A 13,444-nucleotide genomic window follows, 5' to 3' on the forward strand; every position below is an offset into this window, starting at 1 on the left:
ATGGCCGCATGCGCATCGCTGTCACGGGTTCCACGGGATTGATCGGTTCGGCGCTCGTCCGCTCCCTGCTGGCGGACGGCCATGAGGTGGTCCGGCTGGTCCGCCACCGCTCGAAGACCGGCCCCCGGCCGGACGGCAGCACCGGGATCGGCTGGAACCCGCTGCTCGGCGAGGTCGAGCGGGACGGGCTGGCCGGGGTCCAGGCGGTGGTGCACCTGGCCGGCGCCGGGGTCGGCGACCGCCGCTGGACGGACTCCTACAAGCGGGAGATCCGGGAGAGCCGGGTGTACGGCACCGAGACGCTGGCCGTCGCCCTGGCCGGGCTCAAGGAGCCGCCGCAGGTCTTCGTGAGCGCCTCCGCGGTCGGCTGGTACGGGCAGACCGGTGACCGGGTGATCGACGAGGACTCCCCCGCGGGCGACGACTTCCTGGCCGAGGTCTGCCGGGAGTGGGAGGACGCCGCCCGGCCGGCCGAGCGGGCCGGGATCCGGGTCGTCCACCCCCGCACCGGGATGGTGCTCTCCGCGGCCGGCGGTGCGGGCGGGCGGCTGTTCCCGCTGTTCAAGCTGGGCCTCGGCGGGCGGCTCGGCAGCGGGCGGCAGTACTGGAGCTTCATCTCGCTGCACGACGAGGTGGCCGCGCTGCGGTTCCTGATCGACCACGACGACCTCTCCGGCGCCTTCAACCTCACCGCGCCCGACCCGGCGACCAACGCCGAGCTGACCTCCGCGCTCGGACGGGCGCTGGGGCGGCCGACGCCGTTCCCGGTGCCGGAGGCGGTGCTCAAGCTGGTGCTGGGCGAGCTGGCGGTCGAGGTGGTCGGCAGCCACCGGGTGGTGCCGCGGCGGCTGCTGGACGCGGGCTTCCGCTTCACCCACCCGGACGTGTACTCGGCGGTGCTCGCGGCGATGTGACGGAAGGGCCTGCGCGCGGGGCGGGGGCACGTGGTGCCGGGCCCGCTGCGATGGCGGTGCGGGGCCGGTGGGCGTGCGGGTTGCTACGCACGCCGGGCGGCCGGAGGTGCGCGCGGGTCCTGCGGAGCCGTGCGTACTCCGACTACGGCATCCGCCCTGGCCAGGGGCATATGCCGGGCGGGGGCCGAGGGGGCCCGAGGAGGGGGCGCATGGGAGCACATGGCGGGCGCGTCGCACGCCCCCGGTGACCGTACGCGCCCATCGACCCCCGAACCCGGCCGCACGGCGCACTGTCCGTGACCGCGCCCCCGCCCGGTGCCGCACAACCCTCCCCGCCCCTCGGATCCGGCCCGATGCGCTTGTCTGATGCTCACACTGACTGGGCATCACCCTCGTCGGACCGTGTCCCGGCACCCCGCTGCCTGCGTCGGCCGGAGCCCCGGGACCAGGGAGGGAGCACGCCAGTGCCCACGTACGACTTCACCCGCCGCGCCCGTCGGCCGTCCGACCCGGACGTCGTCGTGGTCGGCGCCGGACTCGCGGGCCTGGCCGCCGCCCGCGCGCTCACCGGCCACGGCCTCGCCGTTCAGGTCCTGGAGGCCACCGACCGGATCGGCGGCCGGATGGCCACCCGCGAGCAGGACGGATTCCGGCTCGACGACGGCAGCCACCTGCTGAACACCGCCTTCCCCGAGCTGCACCGCACGCTCGACCTCGACCGCCTCGACCTGCGCCCGCTCGCGCCCGGCGTGCTGGTGCACAGCGCCGGCCGCCGCTACCGCGCCGGGGACCCCCAGCTCACCGTCGCCCGGCAGGCCGCCGCCCGGGCCCCGCTCGGCAGTCCGCTGGACAAGGCCCGGCTGGGCGGCTGGCTCGGCCGCCTGGCCACCACGCCGGTCAGCCGGCTCCAGGCCCGGCCGGAGACCACCGCGGCCCGCGCGCTGGCCGGCCACGGCCTCTCCCAGCGCACCGTGGACGGCTTCCTGCGCCCGCTGCTCGGCGCGCTGCTCGCCGACCCGGCCCTCGGCACCAGCAGCCGGGTCGCCGACCTGGTGCTGCGCTCCTACGCGCGCGGGCGGCTCTGTCTGCCCGCCGACGGGGCCGCGGCGGTGCCGGCCCAACTCGCCGCCGCGCTGCCCGTCGGCACCGTCCGCACCCGGGTGCGGGTCACCTCGATCGCCGCCGACGGCGTGGAGACCCTCGCACACGGGCGGATCGGCGCCCAGGCCGTCATCGTCGCCACCGACGCCCGCTCCGCCGCCGAACTGCTGCCCGGGCTACGGCTGCCGGACTTCCACCCCGTCACGACCTTCTTCCACGCGGCCGACGCCGCCCCGCTGGGCGAGGCCGTGCTGCTGCTCGACGGCGACCGGCCGAACGGGCACCCGCCGCTGGTCTCGCACTCGCTGGTGCTCAGCGAGCTGCACCCGTCCTACGCCCCGGCCGGCCAGGCGCTGATCGCCAGCACCGTGCTCGGGCGGCGCGCCTTCGACCTGGGCGGCCCGGCCGGGCTGGAACCGGCCGTGCGGGCCCGGCTGGCCGAGCTGTACGGCGGCTCGACCGCGGGCTGGCAGTTCCTCGGCGTGCGGCACGTCCCGGACGCGCTGCCCGCGATGCCGCCGCCGCACAACCCCCGCCGCCCGGTGCGGCTGCTGGCCGGGCTGTACGTCGCCGGGGACCACCGGGACACCAGCACCGTGCAGGGCGCGCTGGTGTCCGGTCGGCGGGCGGCCCAGGCGGTGCTGGGCGACCTCGGCGTCCCGGCCGACGCCCGGGAGGCGGAGGCGGCGGCCTGACGGGCGGGAGGCAGAGGCCCGTCGGCCGACGGCCGGCTGCCGCGCGCCGCGAGGCTCCCGGTCGCGTCGGCGGTCCGCCGGGGTGACGGATCGACGGCGCGCCAGGACACCGGACCGGTCGGCCTGACGGCCCCGACCGCGCATCCGGTGGTGTCGACCATGCGGCCGGCCGGGCGGCGGCCCGCCGGAACGGGCGGGCGCCGCGCGGCCGGCCCCGTGCACCCCGCCGGTCGGGTCGCCGCCGCCCGTCGGCCGGGCCGCCACGCCCGCCGGTCAGATCACCCCCGCCTGGCGGGCCGTCTCCTCGAAGGCTCGGGCCACCGGGCTGCCGCGGTAGGGCGTGAGCCGGCGGTGGAAGTCCCGGACGTACTCCAGCGAGCGGGCCGAGCGCATCTCCCCCGCCGCCCGCAGCGCGTCGGTGGCCATGGTGCAGGCCTCGTCGAGGTCCCCCATGCCGAGCCGTGCGGTGGCCAGCACCAGACGGCAGAAGATGCGGCTGCGGGCGTAGGCGGGCGAGCGCAGCCGCAGCGACTTCTCGGCGTGCTGCGCGGCCGTCCGCCACTGCTGGAGGTCGCGGTAGCAGTGGGCGAACTCGTCGGAGAGCTGGGCCTCGTCGAAGTACCGCGCCCAGGAGGGCAGTTCGTCACCCGTCCGGGCCGCCGCCAGGGAGCGCTCGGCGCGCACCAGGGCGGTGGTGCAGGACCGGACGTCGCCCAGCAGGCCGTGCCCGCGCGCCTCGGCGGCGTGCATCAGCGACTGGACGACCGGCGGCACCGCGGTGCCCACGCCCTGCTGGGCGACCCGGGCGAGCTGGACCGCCTCCCGGCCGTGGCCCAGGTGGACGGCCTGCTGGCTCATCGTCACCAGCACGTAGCCGCCGAGCGCGCGGTCCCCGGCGGCCTGGGACAGGCGCAGCGCCTGGACGAAGTAGCGCTGGGCGAGGCCGTGCGCGGCGATGTCGAAGGACGTCCAGCCGGCCAGCCTGGTGAGGTCGGCGACCGCGCCGAACAGGGCCCGGCCGATCTGCTCGCCGTAGCGGCCGCGCAGCATCGGCTCGGCCTCGCTCTCCAGGTAGCGGACCAGCGCCTGGCGGGCGTGGCCGCCGCCGTAGGCGTGGTCGAGCGCGCGGAAGAGGTCGCCGACGGCGCGGATGGCGGCGATGTCGCCCCGCCCGACCCGCAGGGCGGGGCGGGACTCGCGGGCCGGGTCGGTGTACGGCGGCTCCACGGCGACCGGCGGCCGGCGGCTCTGGACCGGCACCCGGCCGATGGTGGGGGCGGTGCCGGTGGTCCCGGCGGTGCTGCGGGCGGTGGGGGCACCGGGAGCTCCGGGGGCCGGGCCGCGCGCCGGGCTCCCGGGGGACGCACCGGGCGCGCCCGGCGCCGGGGCACCGGTGATGGCCGCGGAGGTGGCGCTGCCGGCCGGCGGGCCGGTGGCGGCGTCCGGCCGGGCCAGGGTCGAGCCGTCCCGGGCGACCCGCTCGTCGGTGCGCCCGATCAGCCAGTCCCGGCTGGGGACGACCAGGCCGGCCGGGGTGAAGGCGATCCGGCGCAGCTCGGACTGCGGGCCGTTGTCCTTGCGCCACATGCTCGCCACGATGTCCACCGCCTCCTGCGGCGTCTCGGCGAACTCCAGGCCGGCGTAGACCGGGGCGCAGGCGTCCAGGCCGAGGTCCTGGGCGGTGAGGCGGCGGCCGAGCCGGCGGGTGAAGACCTCGGCGATCAGCGCCGGGGTGGCGCCGCGCGGCTGCTGGCCGCGCAGCCAGCGGGTGACCGAGGTCTTGTCGTAGCGCAGGTCGAGGCCGTGCTCCAGGCCGAGCTGGTCGACCCGGCGGGCGAGGCCCGCGTGCGAGAAGCCGGCCTCCTCGATCAGCGCCGCGAGCTGGCCGTTCTGCGGGGCCGGGCCGGCGTGGCCGGGGCCGCGGGCCGGGGCGGGCGCGGGCGCGGCGGGGCCCTCGTGCCGGTCGGGTGTGGCCTGCACCGGCAGCCGAAGGTCGTCGGCGTCCGGGGCGTCGGCGGGCAGCGTTTCGGCGGTCAGGGCGTCGGGGGCGTCCGGAAGGGTCCGGCCGACCGGACCTCGGTGCTGGCCGAGCGGGTCGAGCGGTCCGTACGCCGGGCTGTCGGTTGCAGGCCGTTGGGGCATGTCTGTCAACACCTCTCGGACGTCGCACCGGGCCTCACCAGCACTTCGGCGGCCTGGGGCGGCGCCCCCTGTCGGGAATCGGCGTGAATGTAGCGAGCATTCGGGCGCTATGGGTGGATCTGACCGAGCAATCCACCGAACGGGTGAAGCAACCGCGCCCATTGTGGGGAAGCGACGTCACCTTGGGTTTGCTCGTCCGGGGCCGAACCGTCGGCGGTTCCGAGGGTCGATCCGCCGTTCGGACCCCGTACCGGCGTCATGGCGGACAACACCACAGCTCACAGGAATGCTGTGGCGGTCCGCCACATGGGAGCGGGGCCGCCGGATTCCTACCGTTCTCGGCCATGGACACCTCTACTGCCCGCCCGCTCGCCGGCCGCACGGCCATGGTCACCGGGGCCGCCTCGGGCATCGGCCGGGCCTGCGCCGAGGCCTTCGCCGGGGCCGGCGCCCGGGTCTACGTCGTCGACCTCGCGGCCGGCCCGGCCGAGGAGCTCGCCGAGCGGATCGGCGGGCGCGCGATCGTCGCCGACCTCGCCGATCCCGGGGCCGTGGACGCCCTCCCGGACGACGCCGACATCGTCGTCAACAACGCCGGCCTCCAGCACGTCGCGCCCGTGCACGAGTTCCCGCCCGACCGCTTCGCGCTGATCCAGCGCGTCATGGTCGAGGCCCCGTTCCGCATCCTGCGCCGCACCCTGCCGCACATGTACGAGCAGGAGTGGGGCCGGGTCGTCAACGTCTCCTCCGTCCACGGCCTGCGCGCCAGCGCCTTCAAGTCCGCGTACGTCACGGCCAAGCACGGGCTGGAGGGCCTGAGCAAGACCGTCGCCCTGGAGGGCGCGCCGTACGGCGTCACCAGCAACTGCGTCAACCCGGGCTACGTCCGGACTCCCCTGGTGGAGAAGCAGATCGCCGCCCAGGCGCTCGCCCACGGCATCCCCGAGGACGAGGTGGTCGAGCGGATCATGCTCGACCGCACCGCCGTGAAGCGCCTCATCGAACCCGACGAGGTCGCCCAGCTCGCCCTCTGGCTCTGCTCTCCCGCCGCCTCCTACATCACCGGCGCCAGCCTCCCCCTCGACGGCGGCTGGACGGCCCACTGAGCGGGCAGCGCTCCGCTCTCCGACAGCCCCGCTCGACAGCCCCGCTCATAGGGTGGGCAGGCACATTCGACCCCGGGACTGTGTGGTCCACCCACATAGTCCCGGGGTCGGGCGCTTCCTACCTTGTGGCGACATCGTCTCCCCCTGGTTCTGGAAGTGGTGGCCATGAACGCCCCTGCACGAGGTACGGAAGCCGGCAGCTCACTCCCGAGAGTGGTGGCTGCCAGCCTGATCGGCACGACGATCGAGTGGTACGACTACTTCCTGTACGGAACAGCGGCGGCGCTGGTGTTCGGGAGGCTGTTCTTCCCGCACAGCGATCCGCTGACCGGGACGCTGCTGTCCTTCCTGACCTACGCCATCGGGTTCGCGGCGCGGCCGCTCGGGGCGCTGGTCTTCGGTCACTTCGGGGACCGGGTCGGCCGGAAGAAGCTGCTGGTGGTGAGCCTGCTGCTGATGGGCGGGTCGACCACCGCGATCGGGCTGCTGCCGACGTACGACTCGATCGGCGTCGCGGCGCCGGTGCTGCTGACGGTGCTGCGACTGGTGCAGGGCTTCGCGCTCGGCGGCGAGTGGGGCGGCGCCGTGCTGCTCGTGTCGGAGCACGGGGACCAGCGGCGGCGCGGGTTCTGGGCGTCCTGGCCGCAGGGCGGGGCGCCGGCCGGGAACCTGCTGGCGGCCGGGGTGCTCTCACTGATGACGGCGGTGCAGTCGGACGCGGAGTTCCTGGCGTGGGGCTGGCGGGTGCCGTTCCTGCTGTCGGCCCTGCTGGTCGTGGTCGGGATGTGGATCCGGCTCGCGGTGGACGAGTCGCCGCTGTTCAAGCAGGCGCTGGCGGCGCAGCAGGAGCGGAAGCGGGAGCGGACGACGGCCGAACGGCTGCCGCTGGTGGAGGTGCTGCGGAACCACTGGCGGGAGGTGCTGGTGGCGATGGGCGCGCGGATGGCGGAGAACATCTCCTACTACGTGATGACGACCTTCGTGCTCACCTACGCCGTCACCCACGCCCACTTCTCCAAGCAGACCGCGCTGAACGCCGTCCTGATCGCCTCCGCGATCCAGTTCGCGCTGATCCCGCTGTTCGGCGCGCTCTCCGACCGGGTCGGGCGCAGGCCGGTGTACCTGGTGGGCGCGGTCGGCGTGGGCGCCTGGGCCTTCGTCTTCTTCGGCCTGGTCGACCTGGGGTCCTTCGGCTCGCTGGTCACCGCGGTGACGGTCGGCCTGGTCTTCCACAGCGCCATGTACGCACCCCAGGCCGCCTTCTTCTCCGAGCTGTTCGCGACCCGGATGCGGTACTCGGGCGCCTCGATCGGGGCCCAGTTCTCCTCGGTGGCGGCCGGCGCCCCGGCGCCGCTGATCGCCACCGCGCTGCTCAAGGACTACGGCAGCGCCACCCCCATCTCGGTGTACGTCGCGATCGCCGCGGTGATCACCGTGGTGGCGGTGCTCTGCGGCCGGGAGACCAGGGGCCAGGACCTCGCCGAGGTCGACGGCGGAAGCGACCGGGACGGCCAGGAGCCGGACGCGGCCGCGGCCGGAAAGCCCGCCGTCGCCTGAGGACCGAGCCGATACGATCGCGCTTTCTCGGAACCGACGGAACCGACGCCGATTGGCAGCACGCACCATGAACCACCCTCACGAAAGCGCCGCACCCGCGCTGCGGCGGCTGCTCGACCTGCTCGCCTCCGGCGCCGCCACCGAGGACTTCGCCGACGTGCTGGCCGACGCCCGCCGCCGCGGGGCGCCGGCCGCCGTCCTCGCCGAGATCGACGACGCCACCTGGCAGGCCCTGCGGGTCCACCGGACACTACGTCAACACCGGCGTCGGGAAGCCGAGTTGACTGCCCTGTTCGACACCGCCGGCGACCTCGCCGCCTCCCGGGACCTGGACACCGTGCTCCAGGCGATCGTCCGCCGGGCCCGGATGCTGCTCGGCACCGACACCGCGTACCTGACCCTGCCGGACGAGGCCGCCGGCGACACCTACATGCGGGTCACCGACGGCTCGGTCTCCGTCCTGTTCCAGACCCTGCGGCTCAGCCTCGGCGACGGCCTGGGCGGCCTGGTCGCGCAGACCGCCCGCCCGTACGCCACCCCCGACTACCGCAACGACGCGCGCTTCCACCACACCGGCACCATCGACGCGGGCGTGCTGGACGAGGGCCTGGTGGCGATCATCGGGGTGCCGCTGCTGCTCGGCGGGCAGGTCATCGGCGTCCTGTTCGCCGCCGACCGCACGCCGCGCGCCTTCTCCCCCGACGAGGTCGCGCTGCTCTGCTCGCTGGCCGCGCACGCCGCGATCGCCCTGGACACCGCCAAGTCGCTGGCCGACACCCGGGCCGCGCTCGCCGAGCTGAACGCCGCCAACGAGCTGGTCCGGGCCCACTCCGCCGCCGTCCAGCGGGCCGAGCAGGCGCACGACCGGCTCACCGACCTGGTGCTGCGCGGCGCCGAGGTGCCGGACGTCGCGGCCGCCGTCGCCACCCTGCTGGGCGGGGAGATAGCGGTCCTGGACGCCGAGGGCGAGCCGCTGGCCGGCCGCGCCGTGCCCGCCGCCGAACTCGCCGAGGCGGTCGCCGCCTCCCGCGCCGAGGGGAGGTCCGTACGGCACGGCGAGCAGTGGGTGTGCGCGGTGCTGGCCGGGCACGACGCGCTCGGCACCATGGTGCTGCGCGGCCGGCCCGGCCTCGACGACGCCGACCGGCGGCTGTTCGAGCGGGCCAGCGTGGTCACCGCGCTGCTCCTGCTGCTGCGCCGCTCGGTCGCCGAGACCGAGAACCGGGTCCGCGGCGAGCTGCTCACCGACCTGCTGACCGCCCCCGAGCGCGACCCGGCCGGGCTCACCGCGCGCGGCCGCCGGCTCGGCGTCGACCTCGCCCGGCCGCACCTGGTGCTGGTCGCGGAGCCCGCCGACGGGCAGGGCGACGACCGGGCGCGGCTGGCGGGCGCGGCCCGGCGCTACCTGTTCGGCTCCCGGGGCGTCAGCGCCGAGCACGCCGAGACGGTGGTGCTGCTGGCGCCCGTCGAGGCCGGCGGCACCGACGACGCCGAGGAGACCGCCCGGCAGGCCGCCGAGCGGCTGGCCCGGCTGGCCGGGTTCCCGGTCACCGTCGGCGCGGGCCGCCCGGCCGCCGGGCCGTCCGCGCTGGCCGCCGCCTACGGCGAGGGCCTGCGCTGCGTCCGGGCGCTGCGGGTGCTCGGCCGCGCCGGGGAGGGCGCCTCCGCCCGCGCGCTCGGCTTCCTCGGCGTGCTGCTCGGCGACGGCCACGACGTGGACGGCTTCGTCGGCGCGACGCTCGGCCCGCTGCTGGCGTACGACGCCCGGCGCGGCACCGAGCTGGTCCGCACCCTGCGCGCGTACTTCGACTGCGGCGGCAGCCTGACCAGGGCCAAGGACGAGCTGCACGTCCACGTGAACACCGTGGTCCAGCGACTGGACCGGGTCGAGGCGCTGCTCGGGCGGGACTGGAACCAGCCGGAGCGGTCGCTGGAGCTCCAGCTCGCGCTGCGGCTGCAGTTGCTCGCGGGGGGCTGAGCGCGAGCGGGGGGAGGTCGGCGGGGAGCTCAGCGGGGACGGGGTCGGGCCGCGCCGGGCGGTTGCCGGGCCGGGGTGAAGGCGAGCGGGCGGGACGGCTGGAAGGTCCGACCCGGCCGGGGCGTACAGTGGCGAGGTTGGTCTCGAACGCCTGGCAAGGAGCGGCAGCGGTGAGCGAGAACGTGCGTTTCGTCCACATGGGCATAGGTGAGCGGACGGTGCCCTACCAGGAGGCCTGGGAGGAGCAGCAGCGGCTGCACGCGCTGCGGGTCGCGGACGAGATCCCCGACACCGTCCTGCTCCTGGAGCACCAGTCGGTGTACACCATGGGCAAGCGCACCAACCCCGCCGACCTCCCGCTGGACGGCACCCCGGTGGTGGAGGTCAACCGGGGCGGGGAGATCACCTGGCACGGCCCCGGCCAGCTGGTCGGCTACCCGATCGTCAAGCTGCCCGACCCGATCGACGTCATCGCCTACGTCCGCCGGCTGGAGGAGGCGCTGATCCGCACCGCCGGCGAGTTCGGCATCGGGTCGACCCGGGTCGAGGGCCGCAGCGGGGTCTGGGTGCTGGGCGACTCCATCCCGGACGCCGTGGTGGACCCGGCGCAGGTGGTGGACATCGGCAGGCTGACCCTGCGGATGGGCCTGCCGCTGGGCATCGACCCGCGGCTGGCCGGCCCCGAGTACGCCCCCTCCAACGCCGGGCAGCGCGGCGACGACCGCAAGCTCGCCGCGATCGGCGTGCGGGTCGCCCGCGGGGTGACCATGCACGGCTTCTCGCTCAACTGCGACCCGGACATGACCTGGTTCGACAAGATCGTGCCGTGCGGCATCCGGGACGCTGGCGTCGCCTCGCTCACCGGCGAGCTGAAGCGCGGACTGTCCGTCGCCGAGGCGGCCCCGGTGGTCGAACGCCACCTGGCGGACGTCCTCGCCGAGCTGCCGGAGCCGGCGCCCAGCCGCTGAACCCGCCCCCGTTGGCCGCCGGAAGACGCGGCGGCCGCTGGGAATCTACCGACCGGTAGCCGTGTTGCCCTGCGATTGCAGGGCGGCAGGCCCGGCGAAGGCCGTACAACCACAGGCGTACCCTGGGGGTACCCCGTCTAGTTCTAGGAGTCGCACGTGTCCGCTGTCGCGCCCGACGGCAGGAAGCTGCTCCGCCTGGAGGTCCGCAACAGCGAGACCCCCATCGAGCGGAAGCCCGAGTGGATCAAGACCCGCGCGAAGATGGGCCCGGAGTACAACGCCCTCCAGTCGCTGGTGAAGAAGGAGGGGCTGCACACGGTCTGCCAGGAGGCCGGCTGCCCCAACATCTTCGAGTGCTGGGAGGACCGCGAGGCGACCTTCCTCATCGGCGGTGACCAGTGCACCCGCCGCTGCGACTTCTGCCAGATCGACACCGGCAAGCCCGCCGAGTTCGACCGCGACGAGCCGCGCCGGGTCGCCGAGTCCATCGTCACCATGGACCTCAACTACGCCACCATCACCGGCGTCGCCCGCGACGACCTGGCGGACGGCGGCGCCTGGCTGTACGCCGAGACCGTGCGCCAGGTGCACGCGATGACGGCCGACCGCGAGGCCGGGCGCACCGGCGTCGAGCTGCTCATCCCCGACTTCAACGCGGTGCCCGAGCAGCTGGCCGAGGTCTTCTCGTCCCGCCCCGAGGTGCTCGCGCACAACGTCGAGACGGTGCCGCGGATCTTCAAGCGGATCCGCCCGGCGTTCCGCTACGAGCGCTCGCTGGACGTCATCACCCAGGCCCGCGCGGCCGGGCTGGTGACCAAGTCCAACCTGATCCTGGGCATGGGCGAGACCCGCGAGGAGGTCAGCCAGGCGCTGGCCGACCTGGTCGGCGCCGGCTGCGAGCTGATCACCATCACCCAGTACCTGCGCCCCTCGCTGCGCCACCACCCGGTGGAGCGCTGGGTGAAGCCGCAGGAGTTCGTCGAGCTGCAGCAGGAGGCCGAGGAGCTGGGCTTCGCGGGCGTCATGTCGGGCCCGCTGGTGCGGTCCTCGTACCGGGCCGGCCGACTGTACCGGCAGGCGCTGGAGCGGCGCGAGCAGGCCGCGGTCTGACGGCCGCCTGACGGTCCCCGACCGTTTCGAGCCATGGGAAGGGCGGAGCTCCGGCTCCGCCCTTCCGGTTTCACCACACTTTGACTGGCTGGTCACGGGCTGGTAACACGGGGTGGGGACTCTGGACGCCTGGTGAGCGTTCGATTCTTCTCAGCCACGGGAGGAGCTGTTCGGCATGCGGATGGAGACGCGGATGCAGATGCGGATCCGGTCGGTGGGGGTGGCGCTGCGGTTCGCCGAGAGCGTCCTGCTCGCGCCCGGCCAGCGGCACGCGCGGAGCAACGCGTGGGCGGCGGTGTGCGAGAACCGCCGGTACGCGGCGGACCGCCGGCACGACGACGACGCGGTGGCGGCGGGGACGGCGGGCACGGCCGTGGACGCGGCGGGGGCGCGGCCCGTACGGCGGTGACGCTTCGGCGCCGTCGAGGCCCCCGGCGTCGCTCTGCGCGACGGCGCGCGGGCGGACGGGTCACGGTTGGGGCGAACGGGTACCCGGGCTTGGATATCCCGTACCCGTGCCACGTACCATGAGCGTTATGGCGAGGGAAACATCCGAGAACCCCGGACGGCTGAAGCAGATCCGTCTGGCGTACACCATGACCAAGAAGGTCGACACCAAGATCGGCCTGATCATCGCCGGCGTCGGCCTGCTGACCTTCGGCGTGTTCCTCGCCATCGGCTTCGCGATCGAGCATCCCGTCTACCTGGGCATCCTGGGCTTCATCGTGGCCGTACTGGCCATGGCGATCGTCTTCGGGCGCCGGGCCGAGCGCGCCGCGTTCGGGCAGATGGAGGGGCAGCCGGGCGCCGTCGCGGCGGTGCTGAACAACATCCGGCGCGGCTGGAGCTCCAACTCCACCCCGGTCGCGGTCACCCGCAACCAGGACGCGGTCTACCGCGCCGTGGGCCGGGCCGGCATCGCGCTGATCGGTGAGGGCAACCCCAACCGGGTCCGCCAGCTGCTGGCGTCCGAGAAGAAGAAGATGGCCCGTGTGGTCGGCGACGTGCCGGTGCACGACATCGTGGTGGGCACCGGCGAGGGCGAGGTCCCGCTGAAGAAGCTCCAGATCCACCTGATGCGCCTGCCCCGCGCCATCACCGCCGCCCAGGTCACCGAGACCAACGACCGCCTGCGCGCGCTGGGCGACCTGCTCTCCAAGGCGCCGATCCCCAAGGGCCCGATGCCGAAGGGCGCCCGGATGCCCAAGGGCGGCCAGGCCCGCTGACCCTCCCCCGCCCCTGACGACACGAGAACGGCCCCGCCGCGGAAGCTCCGCGGCGGGGCCGTTTCGACGTTCGTACCGGCGTCCGTACGGCCTTCGTACCGCCTTTGCACCGGGGGCCCGGTGTCAGATCCGGACCTCGACGGTGCCGACCGCCTTGTCGTGCAGGCCGCGGGTGTCGCGGTCCCAGACCAGCGGCGGGATCACCAGGCAGAGCAGCAGGGTGCGCAGCAGGACCTGCGGGATGGTCGCGCGGCCGCCGTCCAGCCGGACCACCCGCAGGCCGAACAACCGCTTGCCGACCGTCGTGCCGGTGGTGGCCAGCAGCAGGGACGCGACCAGGAAGTACAGCGGACTGGTCCACAGGTTGGCCTCGGCCTGGTCGCCGTGGGCGATCAGCCCGTACGCGACCAGGGCGACCAGCCAGCCGTCCACGAACAGGGCGCCGATCCGGCGGCCGGGGCCGGCGACCGAGCCGGGGCCCTCCTTGGGCAGCCCGAGGCGCTCGCCGCGGTAGCCGAAGTCGGCGCCCATCTTCTCGGCGGCCGCCCGCGGGCCGTCGATCCACGATCCCAACGCTTCTCTGGTGTCCACGAATCCACACTAACCGGGCTGACGGCGTGCGCCGCCACCGGCTCCCCTCCGGCCCG

11 protein-coding genes are annotated in these 13,444 nt (G+C 74.9%); 9 read left to right on the plus strand and 2 right to left on the minus strand.

The annotated features are described in order from the left end of the window. The first annotated feature begins 8 nt into the window (after window positions 1–8). Window positions 9–914 carry a TIGR01777 family oxidoreductase gene (locus ACZ5GH_RS09710; RefSeq protein WP_464333930.1) on the plus strand — a complete coding sequence of 302 codons (906 nt, stop codon included), beginning with the start codon at window positions 9–11 and terminating at the stop codon, window positions 912–914. A 464-nt stretch (window positions 915–1,378) separates the two neighbouring features. Next, window positions 1,379–2,710 (plus strand): FAD-dependent oxidoreductase, encoded by a 1,332-nt coding sequence (locus tag ACZ5GH_RS09715; protein WP_387748784.1) that lies wholly within the window; start codon window positions 1,379–1,381, stop codon window positions 2,708–2,710. Window positions 2,711–2,983: 273 nt separating this feature from the next. On the opposite strand, the gene ACZ5GH_RS09720 is transcribed toward ACZ5GH_RS09715, so the two are convergent. Then, window positions 2,984–4,852 (minus strand): regulator, encoded by a 1,869-nt coding sequence (locus ACZ5GH_RS09720; RefSeq protein WP_387748782.1) that lies wholly within the window; start codon window positions 4,850–4,852, stop codon window positions 2,984–2,986. A 344-nt stretch (window positions 4,853–5,196) separates the two neighbouring features. Here ACZ5GH_RS09720 and ACZ5GH_RS09725 point away from each other — a divergent pair, with 344 nt between their 5' ends. From ACZ5GH_RS09725 to ACZ5GH_RS09755, 7 genes are all read left to right on the plus strand, one after another. Beyond that, window positions 5,197–5,958, plus strand: a complete 762-nt coding sequence (locus tag ACZ5GH_RS09725) for a 3-hydroxybutyrate dehydrogenase (RefSeq protein ID WP_387748780.1) — start codon at window positions 5,197–5,199, stop codon at window positions 5,956–5,958. Between the two features lie 165 nt (window positions 5,959–6,123). Further along, entirely contained in the window at window positions 6,124–7,515 is a 1,392-nt protein-coding gene (locus ACZ5GH_RS09730; protein ID WP_464333931.1) for an MFS transporter, read from the plus strand. A gap of 67 nt (window positions 7,516–7,582) precedes the next feature. Beyond that, the gene (locus ACZ5GH_RS09735; protein ID WP_464333932.1) at window positions 7,583–9,493 is read left to right on the plus strand and encodes a helix-turn-helix domain-containing protein; all 1,911 of its coding nucleotides are present in this window, start codon (window positions 7,583–7,585) and stop codon (window positions 9,491–9,493) included. A 197-nt stretch (window positions 9,494–9,690) separates the two neighbouring features. Further along, entirely contained in the window at window positions 9,691–10,461 is a 771-nt protein-coding gene (lipB, locus tag ACZ5GH_RS09740) for a lipoyl(octanoyl) transferase LipB (RefSeq protein WP_464336811.1), read from the plus strand. A gap of 156 nt (window positions 10,462–10,617) precedes the next feature. Then, a complete protein-coding gene (gene lipA / locus ACZ5GH_RS09745) occupies window positions 10,618–11,571 on the plus strand; it encodes a lipoyl synthase (RefSeq protein WP_387748774.1) in 954 nt (317 codons plus the stop codon). A 175-nt stretch (window positions 11,572–11,746) separates the two neighbouring features. Beyond that, the gene (locus tag ACZ5GH_RS09750) at window positions 11,747–11,980 is read left to right on the plus strand and encodes a hypothetical protein (RefSeq protein WP_387748772.1); all 234 of its coding nucleotides are present in this window, start codon (window positions 11,747–11,749) and stop codon (window positions 11,978–11,980) included. A 127-nt stretch (window positions 11,981–12,107) separates the two neighbouring features. Continuing rightward, window positions 12,108–12,797, plus strand: coding sequence for a DUF4191 domain-containing protein (locus tag ACZ5GH_RS09755; RefSeq protein ID WP_387748770.1), 690 nt, complete (start codon window positions 12,108–12,110; stop codon window positions 12,795–12,797). A gap of 123 nt (window positions 12,798–12,920) precedes the next feature. Here the strand turns inward: ACZ5GH_RS09755 and ACZ5GH_RS09760 are convergent, their stop codons facing one another. Continuing rightward, complete coding sequence (locus ACZ5GH_RS09760) at window positions 12,921–13,388, minus strand: RDD family protein (protein ID WP_387748768.1); 468 nt, start codon at window positions 13,386–13,388, stop codon at window positions 12,921–12,923. Between the last annotated feature and the right edge of the window lie 56 nt (window positions 13,389–13,444).

It is taken from the genome of Kitasatospora sp. Xyl93 (assembly GCF_055383135.1).